The sequence below is a fragment of the Ideonella sp. genome (genome assembly GCF_041287625.1).
Lineage (GTDB): Bacteria > Pseudomonadota > Gammaproteobacteria > Burkholderiales > Burkholderiaceae_C > Ideonella.
The window spans coordinates 26132-41785 of sequence record NZ_JBGGNH010000044.1 but is presented as its reverse complement, the minus strand read 5'-3'; the positions used below and the strand labels follow the sequence as shown (position 1 = coordinate 41785).

At 68.5% G+C, this 15654-nt stretch carries 14 protein-coding genes; 7 read left to right on the top strand and 7 right to left on the bottom strand.

Annotated features, from left to right (window positions below; genetic code table 11):
- Positions 1-13 precede the first annotated feature (13 nt).
- Positions 14-1000, top strand: coding sequence for a tripartite tricarboxylate transporter substrate-binding protein (locus tag ACAH41_RS17655; RefSeq protein WP_325655062.1), 987 nt, complete (start codon positions 14-16; stop codon positions 998-1000).
- Positions 1001-1054: 54 nt separating this feature from the next.
- On the opposite strand, the gene dtd is transcribed toward ACAH41_RS17655, so the two are convergent.
- The 3 genes from dtd to tyrS form a co-directional block, all read right to left on the bottom strand.
- On the bottom strand, positions 1055-1510 hold the full coding sequence (gene dtd, locus ACAH41_RS17650; RefSeq protein ID WP_325655060.1) for a D-aminoacyl-tRNA deacylase: 456 nt from the start codon (positions 1508-1510) through the stop codon (positions 1055-1057).
- A 25-nt stretch (positions 1511-1535) separates the two neighbouring features.
- On the bottom strand, positions 1536-1961 hold the full coding sequence (locus ACAH41_RS17645; protein ID WP_325655058.1) for an FKBP-type peptidyl-prolyl cis-trans isomerase: 426 nt from the start codon (positions 1959-1961) through the stop codon (positions 1536-1538).
- A gap of 172 nt (positions 1962-2133) precedes the next feature.
- Entirely contained in the window at positions 2134-3393 is a 1260-nt protein-coding gene (tyrS, locus tag ACAH41_RS17640; RefSeq protein WP_325655164.1) for a tyrosine--tRNA ligase, read from the bottom strand.
- A 358-nt stretch (positions 3394-3751) separates the two neighbouring features.
- Between tyrS and ACAH41_RS17635 the strand changes: the two genes are divergently transcribed.
- The 3 genes from ACAH41_RS17635 (at position 3752) to ACAH41_RS17625 (ending at position 6939) form a co-directional block, all read left to right on the top strand.
- The gene (locus ACAH41_RS17635; protein WP_325655056.1) at positions 3752-5098 is read left to right on the top strand and encodes a M23 family metallopeptidase; all 1347 of its coding nucleotides are present in this window, start codon (positions 3752-3754) and stop codon (positions 5096-5098) included.
- A gap of 31 nt (positions 5099-5129) precedes the next feature.
- Entirely contained in the window at positions 5130-6275 is a 1146-nt protein-coding gene (locus tag ACAH41_RS17630; protein ID WP_370538391.1) for an anhydro-N-acetylmuramic acid kinase, read from the top strand.
- 190 nt (positions 6276-6465) lie between these two features.
- The gene (locus ACAH41_RS17625) at positions 6466-6939 is read left to right on the top strand and encodes a glycine zipper 2TM domain-containing protein (protein WP_325655053.1); all 474 of its coding nucleotides are present in this window, start codon (positions 6466-6468) and stop codon (positions 6937-6939) included.
- A 96-nt stretch (positions 6940-7035) separates the two neighbouring features.
- Here the strand turns inward: ACAH41_RS17625 and ACAH41_RS17620 are convergent, their stop codons facing one another.
- Complete coding sequence (locus tag ACAH41_RS17620; RefSeq protein ID WP_325655051.1) at positions 7036-8334, bottom strand: esterase-like activity of phytase family protein; 1299 nt, start codon at positions 8332-8334, stop codon at positions 7036-7038.
- Positions 8335-8517: 183 nt separating this feature from the next.
- Here ACAH41_RS17620 and ACAH41_RS17615 point away from each other — a divergent pair, with 183 nt between their 5' ends.
- The gene (locus tag ACAH41_RS17615) at positions 8518-9546 is read left to right on the top strand and encodes a M14 family zinc carboxypeptidase (protein ID WP_325655050.1); all 1029 of its coding nucleotides are present in this window, start codon (positions 8518-8520) and stop codon (positions 9544-9546) included.
- Positions 9543-10388 carry an alpha/beta hydrolase gene (locus ACAH41_RS17610; RefSeq protein WP_325655048.1) on the top strand — a complete coding sequence of 282 codons (846 nt, stop codon included), beginning with the start codon at positions 9543-9545 and terminating at the stop codon, positions 10386-10388. Before ACAH41_RS17615 ends, ACAH41_RS17610 begins: the two co-directional genes overlap by 4 nt.
- Here ACAH41_RS17610 and ACAH41_RS17605 read toward each other — a convergent pair.
- Positions 10351-11232, bottom strand: a complete 882-nt coding sequence (locus tag ACAH41_RS17605) for a M90 family metallopeptidase (RefSeq protein WP_325655046.1) — start codon at positions 11230-11232, stop codon at positions 10351-10353. The two genes, ACAH41_RS17610 and ACAH41_RS17605, sit on opposite strands and share 38 nt — an antisense overlap.
- Before the next feature lie 67 nt (positions 11233-11299).
- On the bottom strand, positions 11300-13663 hold the full coding sequence (locus ACAH41_RS17600) for a CotH kinase family protein (protein WP_325655044.1): 2364 nt from the start codon (positions 13661-13663) through the stop codon (positions 11300-11302).
- A 257-nt stretch (positions 13664-13920) separates the two neighbouring features.
- On the opposite strand from ACAH41_RS17600, the gene aroQ reads away from it, so the two are divergent.
- Positions 13921-14367, top strand: coding sequence for a type II 3-dehydroquinate dehydratase (gene aroQ / locus ACAH41_RS17595; protein WP_325655018.1), 447 nt, complete (start codon positions 13921-13923; stop codon positions 14365-14367).
- A gap of 1 nt (position 14368) precedes the next feature.
- Here aroQ and ACAH41_RS17590 read toward each other — a convergent pair whose 3' ends face one another.
- A complete protein-coding gene (locus ACAH41_RS17590) occupies positions 14369-15640 on the bottom strand; it encodes an ROK family transcriptional regulator (RefSeq protein WP_325655017.1) in 1272 nt (423 codons plus the stop codon).
- Between the last annotated feature and the right edge of the window lie 14 nt (positions 15641-15654).

Below are 15654 nucleotides of genomic sequence, written 5' to 3'. Positions count from 1 at the left end.
AAGGAGCACTTCCATGAACCGTCGTTTGTTCGGCGCCGCGTTGTCCGCGTTGCTGGCCGCGCTCGGCGCGCAGAGCGCCCATGCCGAATACCCGGACCATGCCATCACCATCGTCGTGCCGTTCGCCGCGGGCGGGCCGACCGACAAGGTCGCGCGCGACTTTGCCGAGGCGCTGCGCAAGCCGCTGGGCAACCAGGCGATCGTGATCGAGAACGTCGGCGGGGCCGGTGGCACGCTGGGCGCGACCAAGGTCAGCAAGGCGGCACCGGATGGCTACACGCTGCTGCTGCACCACATCGGCATGGCCACCTCGCCTGCGCTGTACCGCAACCTGGCCTACAAGACGCTGGACGACTTCGAATACCTGGGCCTGATCAACGAAGTGCCGATGACGCTGATTGGCCGCAGCACGCTGCCGGCGACCAACTACGCCGAGCTGGCCAAGTGGCTGGCCGCCAACAAGGGCAAGGTCAACCTGGCCAACGCCGGCCTGGGTTCCGCCTCGCACCTGTGCGGCCTGCTGTTCCAGCAAAGCCTGAAGGAAGACATGACCACCGTGCCGTACAAGGGCACGGCACCGGCCATGACCGACCTGCTGGGCGGCCAGGTCGACATCATGTGCGACCAGACCACCAACACCACCAGCCAGATCGAGTCCGGCAAGGTCAAGGCCTTTGCGGTGACCACGCCAGCCCGCCTGCCAGGCGCCCTGCTGTCCAAGCTGCCAACGCTGGACGAAGCCGGCCTGAAGGGCTTCAACGTGACGATCTGGCACGGCCTGTACGCGCCCAAGGGCACGCCCAAGGCAGTTGTGGAAAAGCTCAACGCTGCATTGAAGGTCGCATTGAAGGATCCTGAGTTCCACAAGCGTGAAGAGGCGCTGGGCGCCGTCGTCGTGACCGACAACCGCTCCAACGCCGCGGACCACAAGAAGTGGGTCGAGGCCGAGATCAACAAGTGGGGCCCGGCCATCAAGGCTGCCGGCCAGTACGCGGACTGACCCGGCCAGGACCGGCCACCCAGCGCCCTGCGGGGCGCTTTTTTCATGCTGCGCTCAGCGCACCGTGATCGGAATCGTCACCGGGCCGTCGTTGACGAGGTGCACCTGCATGTCGGCACCAAACTCTCCGGTGGCGACGATGGGGTGGCGCTGGCGAGCCAGTGCGACAAAGGCCTCGTACAGACTGCGGCCCAGCGCTGCGGGCGCCGCACCGGTGAAGCTGGGGCGGTTGCCGCCGCGGGTGTCGGCCGCCAGCGTGAACTGCGAGACGACCAGCAAGCCGCCGGACTTACCCTGGCCGTCCAGGTCGGACACGCTGCGGTTCATCTTGCCGGCGTCGTCGCTGAAGATGCGCAGCTTGAGCAACTTGTCCAGCAGCTTGGCGACCTGCACTTCGCTGTCTTCCGGCTCGGCACACAGCAGCACCAGCAGGCCGGGGCCGATGGCGCCAATCGTCGCGCCCGCCACGACCACGTGGGCCTGGCTGACGCGCTGGATCACGGCAATCACGCAGCGCTTCCGCGGCTGGCGGGCCTTACTTGATGATGTCCAGCAGTTCGACTTCGAAGTTCAGCGTCGCATTCGGCGGAATCACGGCGCCAGCACCACGCGAGCCGTAGGCAATGCCAGGCGGGCAGGTCAGCTTGGCCTTGCCGCCAACCTTCATGCGCTGCAGGCCCTCGGTCCAGCAAGGGATCACGCGGTTCAGCGGGAACTCGGCCGGCTCGTTGCGGCTGTAGGAGCTGTCGAATTCCTTGCCGTCCATCAGCGTGCCGCGGTAATGCACCTTGACCTTGTCGGTGGCCGCCGGGCTGGCGCCGGTGCCGTCCTTGATCGAGGTGTAGACCAGGCCGGAAGCGGTGGTCACGGGTGCGGCATCGGCCGCATGGGCAGCGCCGGACAGCAGGGCCACGGCGCAGGCCGCGGCAAGGGTCAGCGAAGAACGCAGGGAACGGGTCATCTCGTCGGTCCTGAAAAATCCGGCCAAGCCGGAGGAGCCGCGAGCTTACCCGCTCGCGTGCCACCGCCCTGGCCTGTTGCGAGTTGTGACGCGGCCGGCGCCGGGCCGCTCCCAAGGCGGCCGCGCAACCCGCCCGGCGGGTGGGCCCACGTACCCGAGGGACCGGGTGCCGTCATCCCAGGGTCACGCGAGCGAACTTGCGCTTGCCGACTTGCACGACAAAAGTGCCGGGCTGGACTTTCAGGCCCTTGTCGCTGATGACGGTGCCATCAATGCGCACACCAGCCTGCTCGACCATGCGAAGGCCCTCGCCGTTGCTGGCCACCAGGTTGGCCGCCTTCAGCAGCGCGCCAATGCCCATCGGCGCGCCGCTCAGCGTCAGCTCGGGAATGTCGTCCGGGATGCCGCCCTTGGCGCGGTTCTGGAAATCGGCCTCGGCGGCGTCGGCCGCAGAGGCGCTGTGGAAGCGTGCGGTGATTTCCTTGGCCAGCATGACCTTGGCGTCCTTGGGGTTGCGTCCGCCTTCGACCTCGGCCCTGAGCTGCGCGATCTCCGCTTCGGAGCGGAAGGACAACAGCGTGAACCACTTCCACATCTGCTCGTCGCTGATTGACAGCGTCTTGGCGAACATGCTGTTGGCCGGCTCGGTGATGCCGATGTAGTTGTTCTTGGACTTGGACATCTTCTCGACGCCGTCCAGGCCTTCGAGCAGCGGCATGGTCAGGATGCACTGCGGCTCCTGGCCGTATTCGGCCTGCAGTGCGCGGCCCACCAGCAGGTTGAACTTCTGGTCGGTACCGCCGAGTTCCAGGTCGCTCTTCAGCGCCACCGAATCGTAGCCCTGCATCAGCGGGTACAACAGCTCGTGCAGCGAGATGGGGGTGTTGGACTGGAAGCGCTTGGTGAAGTCGTCGCGCTCCAGCATGCGGGCCACCGTGTACTTGGCGGCCAGCTCGATCATGCCGCGGGCACCCAGCGGGTCGCTCCATTCGCTGTTGTAGCGCAGCTCGGTCTTTTCCGGGTCCAGGATCAGGTCGGCCTGGCGGCGGTAGGTCTGGGCATTGGCCTCGATCTGCTCGCGCGTCAGCGGCGGGCGGGTGGCGTTGCGGCCGGACGGGTCGCCGATCATCGACGTGAAGTCGCCGATGAGAAATATCACCGTGTGCCCCAGGTTTTGCAGCTGGCGCAGCTTGTTCAGCACCACGGTATGGCCGATATGGATGTCAGGCGCAGTGGGGTCCAGCCCCAGCTTGATGCGCAAGGGCTGGCCGGTGGCTTCGGAACGTTGGAGCTTCTTCACCCAGTCCGCCTGCGGCAGCAGCTCGGCACAACCGCGCTGGCTGATGGCCAGCGCCTCGCGCACGCCGTCGCTCAGGGAGACGGCCGCAGCAGCTGCGCTGTCAGACGGGTTGGCGCCAACGGGCGCCGGCATGGCAGCAGATTCGGACATCGGTGTAAATAACAGGTGTTTGCCCGGTTCGGGCGCGCCTTTTGGCGGAAGTGTCACAGGTATACTGCGCCGATTCTTTTTTCGAGCCGGCAGCACCGCACGAACAACGGCAAAAAAGCGGGTGGAAACGAGTGGAGAAGGAGTCCTTGCTTCCAAGCAAGGACCGCGATTCTACGGGGCTGCAGGATGGTGGATGACGGCAGGCGCATGGCGCCCGGTTTTGCCGTCTTGGCACATGGTGCACGCTTTGGCGTGCACGCCGCACACAGGACGGAGCAAGCAGCTCCGCTGAAGATTGAAGTCGTCGGGCACACCCTCTCTTTCCGCCCTGCAGCGCGCTTTGGCGCCCGCAGCACAGTTCATCCACTCGCATCCCCGCGGTTTTTCCGCCGCCATCCTGGCCTTGCTGGCTGGCACCGGGGTGACCGCATTCGGCATCGCGCCGATGGCGCCTGACGCGGCCGACCTGCCCAAGCGCCTGGTGGTGCAAACCGTCACCCCCGAAGCGCTGGCGCCTCAGCTTGAGGCCCTGGCCGACACCGAGCTGCAGCTCAACCGCAGCGACATCACCCGCCCCAGCGACACGCTGGACAGCCTGATGCAGCGCCTGGGCGTGGTCGACGCAGCCGCCGTGCAATGGCTGCGCCTGGACCCGATCGGGCGCAAGCTGGTCGAGGGCCGGGCCGGCAAGATGATCACCGCCTCGCTGAGTGGCAGCGGCCGGTTGGACTCGCTGGTGGCCCGTTTCGCGACCGACGACGACAGCCAGGGCCAGGCCCGCTTCAGCCGGCTGAGCATCGAACGCGACGCGCAGGGCCGTTGGCAATCGCATCTGGAACAGGCGCCGCTGGAAGCCACGCAACGCCTGGCCAGCGGCACCATCCGCAGCTCGCTGTTCGCCGCGACCGACGAATCCAACATCCCCGACGCCGTCGCCACCCAGATCGCCGAACTGTTCTCGACCGACATCGACTTCCGCCGCGAGCTGCGCAAGGGCGACACCTTCAGCGTCGTCTACGAACACCTGACGGCCGACGGCGAACCCATCACCTGGAATCAGGGCAGCGGCCGTGTGCTGGCCGCCGAGTTCATCAACGACGGCCATCCGCACCAGGCGGTGTGGTTCGGCGAAGGCAAGGGCGGCTATTTCGACCTGAATGGCGAGAGCAAGCGCCGCAGCTTCCTGGCCAGCCCGATGGAGTTCTCGCGCGTGACCTCCGGTTTCTCGATGCGCTTCCACCCGATCCAGAAGATCTGGAAAGCCCACCTGGGCGTGGACTACGGCGCACCGATGGGCACGCCGATCCGCAGCGTCGGTGACGGCACCGTCGAATTCGCCGGCCAGCAAAACGGCTACGGCAACGTGGTGCAGGTCCACCATGCCGGCGACCGCACGACGCTCTATGCACACATGAGCCGCATCGACGTGCGGAAAGGCCAGCACGTCAGCCAGGGCGACCGCCTGGGCGCCGTCGGCATGACCGGCTGGGCCACCGGGCCGCACCTGCACTTCGAATTCAAGGTCGGCGGCCTGCAGAAAGACCCGCTGGAGATCGCCAAGTCTTCCGAGACCATCAAGCTCGACCCGTCGCAGCGCGCCCGCTTCACCGCGCTGGCGCAGGCCGCCAAGATCCAGCTGACGGTGGCCAACGACACGCGTGGCCAGCAGACCGCCCGCGTCGAATGACGCGGCGCTGCCCAGCAGCGGCCTGAGCGCCATGGACAACGCCGATCTCTACATCGGCCTGATGTCAGGCACATCGCTGGACGGCATCGATGGCGTGCTCGCCGCCTTCCAGCGCGAGAGCGCAACGATGCAGGTGCTGGCCCACGCGCATGCGCCCTTCCCCGCCGTGCTGCGCGAAGAACTGCTGGCGCTGAACCAGCGCGGCGCCGACGAACTGCACCGGGCCGCGCTGGCCGCCAATGCGCTGGCCACGCTGCAGGCCGGCGTGGTGCAGCAGCTGCTGCGCCAGCACGGCTGCCGCGCCCACCAGGTCACCGCCGTCGGCTCGCACGGCCAGACGGTGCGCCACCGGCCGGCTGAGTTCGACGGCCTGGGCTACACGCTGCAATTGAACCAGGGCGCGCTGCTGGCCGAGCGCTGCGGCATCGACGTGGTCTGCGACTTCCGCAGCCGCGACGTGGCCGCCGGAGGCCAGGGCGCGCCACTGGTGCCGGCCTTCCACGCGATGGTCTTCGGCGGCACCGAACGGCCACGTGCCGTGCTGAACCTGGGCGGCATCGCCAACCTGACACTGCTGCCCGGCAGCCGCGACATGACCACGCCGGTGCGCGGCTTCGACTGCGGCCCCGGCAACGCGCTGCTGGACCACTGGGTGCACATGCACCTGGGCCAGGCCTATGACGAAGCCGGCCGCTGGAGCACGGGCGGCCAGGTCCAGCCCGAATTGCTGGCCAGGCTGCTGGCCGAACCCTTCCTCGCTGCGCCGCCGCCCAAGAGCACCGGCCGCGACCTGTTCAACGCGACCTGGCTGATGCGCCAGCTCGCCAGCCTCGTCGCCGCGGCCCTGCCTGCGCCGCAGGACGTGCAGGCCACGCTGGCCGAGTTCACCGCGCAAAGCGCCGCGCAGGCGCTGCTTCAGCATGCCCCTGCCAGCGCCGACCTGCTGGTCTGCGGCGGTGGCGCACTGAACGACGACCTGATGCACCGGCTGGCCGCCGCACTGCCCGGCGTCATGGTCAACAGCAGCGACGACGCCGGCCTGCCGCCGCTGCAGGTCGAAGCCGCCGCCTTTGCCTGGCTGGCCCGCGCCTTCATGCAGCGCCGGCCCGGCAACCGCGCCGAGGTGACCGGCGCCCGCGGCCCGCGCGTCCTGGGCGCTCTGTACCCGGCCGGCTGAACGGCTGCTTCACAAACCCTCACCGCGCGGCAATTCGCGCCGCACCGGCGTCCACTACCGTCTTGTCAATGCAAAAGCAGGGGGCAACGCGTGGCGCGCACAATTCACCCGTTGATGGCGCGCCTGAAAAGACCTGTCAACGCCACGCCCGCCCGGGGCGTTCTGTCCCGCTCAACACGTCTGAAACACCATGCAACGCCTCGCTTCCCGCCTGATCCTCGCCACGATGGTGGCCACACTGGCCGCCTGCGCCACCTCCAGCCCTGACGTCGTGCAGCGCGGCGACGCACAGCGTTTGTCCACCGTGCAGGACGGCACCATCCTCAGCGTGCGCCCGGTGACCATCGACGGCAGCCAGAGTGGCCTGGGCGGCGCTGCCGGCGCCGTCGTGGGTGGCGTCGCCGGCTCGAGCGTCGGAGGCTCGCGGGAATCGGCCATCGTCGGTGTGATCGGTGCGGTGGCCGGTGCCGCCATCGGCAACGCGGTGGAGCGCTCTTCCACCAAGGAAGAAGGCGTGGAGCTGCTGGTGCAGCTGCGCAATGGCGACCGCCGCGCCATCGTGCAAGCCAAGGGCAATGAAAACCTGCAGCCTGGCGACGTTGTGGTCATCGTCAGTACCGGCGGCAAGGTCCGCGTGACCAAGGCGCCGCCCGTCGTCAACTGAGTCCCTGGATCAACGACAAAAGGCCGGCCCGCTTCGCAGCGGGGCCGGCCTTTTTCATGCTCTCCCTCCCTGGCCCGTCCGCAGACGGGCGCGGGTTCAATTCAGCGGCGTCTTGTCCTTCAGGGCCAGCTTCTGGTCCAGCTTGACCCGCAGGAACTCGGTGATGTCCGGCACGCCGGCGGTCTTGCTGCTGCCCGGGTAGTTGTTGTCGTTGATGATCAGCAGCGTCGAAGCGTCCAGCACCAGCACGTCCTCGATCGTCACCCAGGGGAAGGTGAAGGTCTGGCTGCTGTCCTGGTTCAGGTCGTGCGGGTCGGCCAGGTTCATCAGGTCGGCGATCTCGGTCTTCTGCACATTGCCGTCGGCGTCGACCACGTTCAGGTCGATCAGGTAGACCCGCTTGAAGCGCGGGTCCTGCGTGCCGTTGCGCTCCAGCACGATGAACTGGTGGGCGTTGACCGCCGTCATGTCGCCGATGTTGGTGCCGGCGTCGTCCAGCTTGTAGTGCCACTGCCGGCCGGTGTAGGCCTCGTCGTCCACGCTGAATTCGTTGATGCGCAGGGTCTTGGGCGTGTCGCCCACCACGCTGCCTTCCAGCAGCGTGTAGAGGTGGTCGCCAGCGGCGTTGATGGCCATGCCTTCGAAGCCGTTCGAGCCGTTCAGCGTGGGTTGCGCGCCGTTCAGGAAGGGGTTGTCAGGCGACTGAACGCCGGCCATCGGGATGGCAGCGCGCATCACCTTGCCGTTCTTGTTGGTCTTGACCAGGAACGGGCCGAATTCGTCGCCGAACCAGAAGTAGCCGTTCTTGTCGCGGCGCATCGATTCGATGTCCAGGTCGCTGCCGGTCAGGTAGCCACCGTCGCGCACCTTCTGCGGCACGGGAATGTCGGCAGCGCCCGGGCCGCTGCCCGAGTAGGGGTAGAACTCGCGGTCGGCCACCTTGGTGAAGCCGATCAGGCCGTCCGGGTCCTTCAGCGCGGTGAAGGTCTCGTCGGTGAACGCGGCGACCACAGCCCCGGTCTTCTCGTTGACTGGCAGCACGTTGCCTTCACCGACCAGCGCCGAGCCGTCCCAGGTGCGGAAGTTGGGCTGCAGCGTGTAGGTGCGCAGCATCGCGTCCGGCGAGTTGGCCTTGTTGCCAAAGCCGTTGTCCGGCATCACGCGGTAGGTGCCGGCCACCGGGCCGGGCAGCACGGCCGAGAAGCCTTGCACCGGCTGCTTGTCGACCAGCGGCAGCGTGCGGCCATTGGCCGACGAGACGAACTGGCCGGCAGTCGGGCCCTTGGCAAAGGTGTCGGCCGGGAGGCTGGCGTAGCCGACGAGTTCGGCAGCCTGGGCCGTGGCGCACAGCGAGGCCAGCGCCAGGGCGCTCAGCACAAAACGGGGAAAGCTCATGGTCTGCTCCTGAGAGGAAATGCTTGATGCCGCGATGGTCGTCAGATCACATGACGTGCCCGTGAAGTCCCGGTGAAACCCTTGCGTCAGACCGGCGTGCCGGCCATGACACCCGCATGACACACGGCAGCCCTACCCTCACGCGATGCTGTTGTCGCTGCCGTTGTCGTTGTGCGAACCGCCATGCCTGTTCTGCTGCCGGAACTGACGGCGATCCGCCGGCTGGTCGACACCAGTGCGCCTTACCTGACGCTGCACACGCTGGGCGAGATCGACGCTGGCCACGGCGAGCGTTTCCCGCTGCTGGCCGTCAGCATGGGCAGCAGCGACCCGGCCGCACCGGCGCTCGGCGTGTTCGGCGGCGTGCATGGGCTCGAGCGCATCGGCGCCGAGGTCGCGATGGCCTTCCTGCGCAGCCTCGTCGAGCGCCTAACCTGGGACGACACGCTGCACCACCTGCTGGCCGGCATGCGCCTGGTGCTGATGCCGCTGGTCAACCCCGGCGGCTACTGGCGTGGCAGCCGCGCCAACCCGCGCGGCGTGGACCTGATGCGCAATGCACCGGTGGACGCACAGCCGCCGGTGCCCTGGCTGGTCTCCGGCCAGCGCATCAGCCCGGTGCTGCCCTGGTACCGCGGCCGCGCCGGCCAGCCGATGGAAGCCGAGAGCCAGGCCTTGTGCGCGCTGGTCGAAAGCCAGTTGCTGGGCCGTGGCTTCAGCATCGCGGTGGACTGCCACTCCGGCTTCGGCCTGCACGACCGCATCTGGTTCCCGTATGCGCACACCGCGCACCCGGTCGAGCACCTGCCCGAGCTGCATGCGCTGTGCGAGGTGTTCGACCGCGCGCAACTGCACCACCGTTACGTGTTCGAGCCGCAGAGCCGCCAATACCGCACCCATGGCGACCTGTGGGACCACCTGTACGACCAGGGCCAGCACCAGCACCCCGGCAGCATCTTCCTGCCGCTGACGCTGGAGATGGGCTCCTGGCTGTGGGTCAAGAAAAACCCGCGCCAGCTGTTCAGCCGGCACGGCGCGTTCAACCCGCTGATCGAGCACCGCCGCCAGCGCGTGCTGCGCCGGCACGTGGCGTGGCTGGACTTCATCGCCCGCGCCACGCTGGGCCATGCGCACTGGCTGCCCGCGCCCACCGAACGCCACACCCAGCTCGAACTCGCGCTGAACCGCTGGTACCGGACGCCGCGCGCATGAATGCCCCCGCCTCACCGCCAACATGGGTGCTGCTGCGCGGCCTGACGCGCGGCGCCGGCCACTGGGGCGACTTCCCCGTCCGCCTGCAGCAAGCCCTGCCCAACGCGCGCCTGATCCTTCCGGAGCTGCCCGGCAACGGCGTGCGCCACCGCGAAGTCAGCCCAAGCCGCGTGCCGGCCATGACCGAGGCACTGCGCGGGACCCTGCAGCCCGTCTTGAAGGATGGCCCGGTGCACGTGCTGGCCCTGTCACTGGGCGCGATGGTCGCCTGCGACTGGGCTGCGCGCCACCCGCAGGAACTGCGCGGCGCGGTGCTCGTCAACACCAGCCTGCGCCCGTTCAGCCCGCTGCACCATCGGCTGCGCCCCGCCGCGCCACTGGCCCTGCTGCGCTGGCTCTGGCGCCTGCGCAGCGCCCGCGGCCGCGCCCTCTCAGGCCCGGCGTGGGAGGCCGAACTGCTGGGCCTGACCAGTGCCCTGGCCGCCAGCCAACCCCTGCGCGCCCGCGCCGTGCTGACCCACTGGGAGGCCTTGCGCCGCACTAACCCGGTCAGCGCCGCCAACACGCTTCGCCAGCTGTGGGCGGCAGCTCGCTATCGGGCACCGCTGCAGCCGCCCACCGTGCCGATGCTGGTGCTCAACGGTGCGGCCGACCGCCTCGTCAACCCCGCCTGCTCGCAGCGCCTGGCGCAGGCCTGGCAACTGCCGCTCCAGGCCCATTCACTTGCCGGGCACGACCTGCCGCTGGACGACGCGGCCTGGGTGGCGCAGCAGGTGGCCCGCTGGTCCGCGAGCCTTTCGCCTGTCACCAACTGGCCGGATGCTGCCCGTAGGCCTCGCTGAGCACCTGGTACAGCGCCGGATGCTGGTCCAGCAGCGCTTGGGGCTGCTCGAAGAAGACTTCGCTGGTCACGGCGAAGAACTCGGCGGGGTCGGTGGCGCCGTAGGGGTTGAGCAGGCCGGGTGACGCTTCGGGTGTGCCGGGTTCGGCCCATCGGGCCCGAGCCAGGCGGGCGTGCAGCGCGTCGAATTCGGCCTGCATCACCTGCGACCAGCGGCGAGTCTGAGCGCGGGTGCCGAGCAACGGCGCGCCGTTCGCCGGGCCGTTGGCCTGGTCCAGCTGGTGGGCGAATTCGTGGATCACGACGTTGTGGCCGTCGCCGGCATCGGCAGCACCCGCCAGCACGTCCTGCCAGGACAGGATGACTTGGCCTTGCTGCCAGGATTCTCCCGACAGCACCCGGCGTTCCTCGCGCTGCACGCCGGCAGCACCGCTGTGCACCCGGTCCACGATGAACGCGCCGGGGTACAGCAGCACCTGGCGCAGCCGGTCGAACGCCACCTCGGGCCGGCCCAGCAGCAGCAGGCAGGCCTGGGCGGCGATGGTCACGCGCATTTCGTCGTTGACCTTCAGGCCCGCGCAACCGATGAAGGCCGTCTCGGCGAGGAAGACCTGCATGCGCTGCTTGAGCTTGAGCTGCAGATCCGCCGGCAGCTTGGCGACCAGCGGCACACGCTTGCGCAGCACGCGCCGCCAGGCCTGCGGAAACGGTTGCCGCGCGAGCCGCGCGCGGCGCCAGGCCTGCCAGCGCGGCTGCAACAGCAAGCCAGCGACGAACAAGGCGGTTGCCAGCAGCACGGCGCTCATGGCCAGCAGGCTGGCCGGGTCGGACCCGGTGGTATGCATGAGACTTCCTCCAGACCTGAAGATGGCGCGCAACGCGGCCAAATCAAGCCCGGGAAAAGCGCAAGCCTCACGGTCCCGTGTTCGCCCCCAGCGGCGTGGCCTGGGTTTGCCGGCCCCACAGCGACGAGCCGCTGCCACGGCGGCCGTAGGACGTGTCGGCAGGCTGCGCGCGCCAGGCGATGGTGTCCAGCAATGTCACGCTGCTGCCCGATGGGGCATACAGCGCCAGCGCCTGCCCCTTGGGGTTGGCGGTGAAGCTGGCGTGCAGTTCGCCGGCGGCGGGCAGGTTGTCCAGCCAGACCAGCAGGTAGCCGTGGGCCGGCACGCTGGTGCCGGCCGGGAAGGGCCAGAGCGTGGGCTGGGCGGGGTTGTTGGTGAGGAAGTGGCCGGCCAGGTTGTAGGCCTGGCTGCCGGGGTTGTAGAGCTCGACCCAGGGGCTGTGATTGCCGGCGGCGGTGACGACGCTGGTGCGGTTGTCCGGCAGCACCTCGTTGAGCAGCAGCGGCTGGGCCAGGTTGGGCGAGATGCTGGCCAGGTTGGCGTTGATGTAGGCGATGCGCTGGCTCACGAAATCCTGCAGCGCGGCGGGCGAGGCGTCAAAGCCGGCGTTGTCCTCGCGGAAGCGCTTGTAGACGTCGCGGTGCGTGTCTTCCAGCACCGTCTGGTGCTGGCTGTCGATGCGCGGGTTCAGGAGGGCCGGCGTGAACTGCGTGGCCAGCAGTTCGGCGAGCTTGTTGACGTACTGCTGGCGGAACAGCGGCACCGTGAGCAGCCGCGAGGTCAGCACGTTGTAGGTATTGATCGACTGCCGGGGCGTAGTCTTCACGCCCTTCAGCAGCGACAGCGTGGTCTGGTAGAAGGCCTGGTCGAAGTCCTTGGGAATGACTTCCCAGACGGGGCTGTCCGGGCTGCGGTACATGTAGTAGTTGTGGCCGACGTGGTCCCAGTCGCCGGTGAGTTGCATCGCGGCCAGGTAGTCCAGGTAGCTGTCGACGTTGATGACAGCCGAGATGACGGCCGGGAAGTCGGCGTCCGAGGTCACGTTGACCGTTTGCACCAGCGCGGCGAGCGCGGGGTAGCCGTCGTCGTTGTCGCTGTGGTCGTCCCAGGCGGTCGAATAGTCGTCCAGCATGCGGAAGTTGGACGCGACCACGTCCTGCGCTTCCAGCAGCTGGCCCTTGGGGTTGATGGCGCGGGCGTTGAAGAAGTCGTCGTCCACGTCTTCGAGGTGGCTGAACACGCCCAGGTACTCGCCGTTGACCTCCAGGTGCGAAAAGCTGCAGCTGGAGAACAGCGTGGACACACCCGCCAGCTGCGCGGCAGACAGGCACTCGGCCAGCTGCGTGGTGTCCAGGCCCGAGGCCTTGAGGATCAGCTTGTCGCGGCCCTGGAACGGCACGCCTTTCTTGAAGTTGACCTTCCAGGACTTCTTCTGGTTGTTCAGGCTGGTGGCGCCGCGGAACTTGACGCCGATGGCGCTGAACAGCAGGTTGTCGCCGGCGAAGTCGGCCGTCACGTAGTCCGAATCGGGGTTGGCCTGCAGGATGGCGTATTGGTCGGCCGGGATGGTCAGCTGGAAGGCCGGCAGCGTGCTTTGCGTGCGGTCCAGCGGTGCGGCGGAAACAGCGGCGGACAGCGCGCTCTGGTTGCCGAACACGTCGACCGCGGCGACCTTGTAGAAGCTGGCGGCAAACGGCGTGACCGCGTCGTCGAAGTAGCGGCTGTTCGGCACCGGCTTGGGCGTGAGCAGCGTGTACGGCCCGCCGGACGATGCGGCGCGGCTGACCAGGTAGCCGGCCAGGTCGGCCTCGGTCGAATCCGGCCAGGTGACGATGTTGCGGTAGTAGCCGCCCAGCGCGGCGACCGAGGCCAGCGTCTTCGGCGCGCGGGTGTCGGCCTTGGTGGACTGCACCGAGATTGCGGCGATGGTGGATTGGCCGATGCTGGCCGGGAAGGTCACGTTGAGCTGCCCGTCGGCCACGGTCACGGCGAACTGGTAGGTCACCGCGTAGTTGCGGCCGAAGCGGGCGTAGAGGTCGAAGTCCTGCAGCAGCGGCAGGCCTTCGGCCAGCACCGAGAACTTGCGCAGGTTGGGCCCGTTCTGCACCAGCTCGACGAACTGCATGTTCAGCAGGTAAGTGCCGTTGGGCACGTCGAAACGGTATTCGCTGGCGCCTTCGCGCACGCTGTTGACCAGTGGCGAATACGCGGTGTTCTCGATCACCTGGCCGGCATACAGCAGCGAAGGCGTGCTGGCGGTGCCGCCAATGGCACCAGACCCGTTGCTGGCGTCATAGAGCCGGTCGGCGCTGTAGACCGCGTCATAGCGGCCACCATTTCCGCCGCAGTCCAGCCGCGCGGTGCCGGCAAAGGCCGCGGGCAAAAGCAGCCAGGCGCCCAGCAGCGCCAGCGTTCGAGTCGTGTACAGCATGGGTCTCCTCCCGTTGCCAACCAGCGCAATCAGTGGAGCGTCCAGGCCTCCCAATCACTCGACGGTGCCGCGCCCCGAAAGGGCGAGTATGGGCTTTGCGCAGCGGCAAGCGCAGGCTTCAGACTGGGGGTGCCGTCACCTGTTCCCAGTACACCACCCGGCCGTCGCGGCCGATCATCGAGACCGAGGCGCCGCGCAGTTCCCGCGCCGGACAAGGGAAGGCCCGGAGGCTTCGGCAACGTGTAGGCTTACGCCCCATGAACATCCTTGTCCTCCACGGCATCAACCTGAACATGTTCGGCCAACGCGACCCGGCCCAGTACGGCCGCGCCACGCTGGCCGAGATCGACACCAACCTCAAGGCCCTGGGCAGCGAGCTCGGCGCCGAGGTGACCTGCTTCCAGACCAATCACGAAGGCGAGATGGTCGAGCGTATCCACCAAGCCTTCCGGGATGCGGTGGACGCCGTCATCATCAATGCCGGCGCGTGGACGCACTACAGCTACGGCATCCGTGACGCGCTTGCGATCCTGAAGGCGCCCATCATCGAGGTGCACATGTCCAACATCCATGCCCGCGAGGCCTTCCGCCACCACTCGGTGTTCGCCGAGATCGCCAAGGGCCAGATCGCCGGGTTTGGTGCCGAAAGCTACCTGCTCGGGCTGCGTGCGGCAGTCAGCGCGATCACCGCCGCCAAGGCCTGATTCAGGCCGTCAAATCCTTGAGGAACAGCTCGCGGTCGGGCGCGAAGTTGGCGTGCAGCGGCAGCAAGGCGCCGCCCAAGGCGCCGGCATCGGCGCCCACCGCGCCTTCGAACAGCGGTGGCCGCGTCACGCCTTCCCAGCTGTGGGCCCGCATCGCGGCTTCGGTCGCGCGCATCAACGCGGCCAGCAGCGCGCGGTCGAACACGCCGTCGATGATCACGCCGTCCAGGTCCAGCAGGCAGGCCGCGCCCTGGATCGCATGCGCCAGCGCCGGTGCCGCCTGCGCCAGCCAGGCTTCGGTCACGCCGCGCCACGGCGCCTGCAGCGACTGCTCGCCCAGCGCTGGCGCCAATCCTGCCGCGGCCCAGGCCTGCTGCAGCGTGTTCAATGAAGCCACGCTGAGCAACTGCCCCGCCGCGCCCTGCGGCCCGGTGCCGGCCGGGCCCAGCGGCATCGAACCGACCGCGCCGGCATTGCCGGTGGCGCCGGTGCGCAAATGGCTGTCGATCACCAGGCCGCCGCCGATGAAGGTGTCGACGAACACGTAGAGGAAGCTGTGCAGGCTGCGGCCGCGGCCGGCCACGAGTTCGGCGACGCAGGCGGCTGCGGTGTCCTTCATCGCCAGCACCGGCCATTCGCAGCGCTGGGCCACGGCCTCGCGCAGGTCCAGCCCGGCCCAGCGCGCGGCCAGCGCAGGTGACACGCCCAGCAGGCTTTGCCAGCCGCCCAGCGCCAGCGGCGCGGCAATGCCCACGCCGCAGACCCGCTCGCGCGCACCCGGCCCCAGCTTGCGGCGGATGCCGGCCAGCCGGCGGCCGATCTCGGCCAGCAGTTCGTCCGGGTCGGGGAAGTCGTAGTTCCAGGACCAGCGGGCCTGCACCGCGCCGGTGAAGTCCACCAGCAGCGTGTCCATCTGCCGGCGGCCGACCTTGATGCCCACTGCATACGCGCCCAGCGGGTTCAGCGACAGCGGCACCGAAGGCTGGCCCACCTTGCCGCGCACCGGCGCACCCTTGCGCAGGTAGCCCTCGTCCAGCAGCCGCTTGCTGATCAGCGAAACGGTCTGCGCCGTCAGCCCCGTCAGCCGCGCCAGGTCCGCACCGGGCATTGCGCCATGCAACCGCACCGCCTGCAGCACCACGCGCTCGTTGTACTGGCGCAGGCCGCCCTGGTTGGAACCGCGGGTGGACAAGCGGGCGTCACCGCCACGGGCCGGCATGGCTTCGGCATCGGCTTCAAGGCGGCTGTCGCCGTCGGCAGTCAACGCAGGCAAGGGGCTCCTTCAAG

Coding starts and splice junctions, on each gene's coding strand:
- ACAH41_RS17655 (WP_325655062.1), top strand. CDS start 14: ATGAACCGTCGTTTGTTCGGCGCCGCGTTGTCCGCGTTGCTGGCCGCG.
- ACAH41_RS17645 (WP_325655058.1), bottom strand. CDS start 1,961: ATGACCCGTTCCCTGCGTTCTTCGCTGACCCTTGCCGCGGCCTGCGCC.
- tyrS (WP_325655164.1), bottom strand. CDS start 3,393: ATGCCGGCGCCCGTTGGCGCCAACCCGTCTGACAGCGCAGCTGCTGCG.
- ACAH41_RS17630 (WP_370538391.1), top strand. CDS start 5,130: ATGGACAACGCCGATCTCTACATCGGCCTGATGTCAGGCACATCGCTG.
- ACAH41_RS17625 (WP_325655053.1), top strand. CDS start 6,466: ATGCAACGCCTCGCTTCCCGCCTGATCCTCGCCACGATGGTGGCCACA.
- ACAH41_RS17620 (WP_325655051.1), bottom strand. CDS start 8,334: ATGAGCTTTCCCCGTTTTGTGCTGAGCGCCCTGGCGCTGGCCTCGCTG.
- ACAH41_RS17615 (WP_325655050.1), top strand. CDS start 8,518: ATGCCTGTTCTGCTGCCGGAACTGACGGCGATCCGCCGGCTGGTCGAC.
- ACAH41_RS17610 (WP_325655048.1), top strand. CDS start 9,543: ATGAATGCCCCCGCCTCACCGCCAACATGGGTGCTGCTGCGCGGCCTG.
- ACAH41_RS17605 (WP_325655046.1), bottom strand. CDS start 11,232: ATGCATACCACCGGGTCCGACCCGGCCAGCCTGCTGGCCATGAGCGCC.
- ACAH41_RS17600 (WP_325655044.1), bottom strand. CDS start 13,663: ATGCTGTACACGACTCGAACGCTGGCGCTGCTGGGCGCCTGGCTGCTT.
- aroQ (WP_325655018.1), top strand. CDS start 13,921: ATGAACATCCTTGTCCTCCACGGCATCAACCTGAACATGTTCGGCCAA.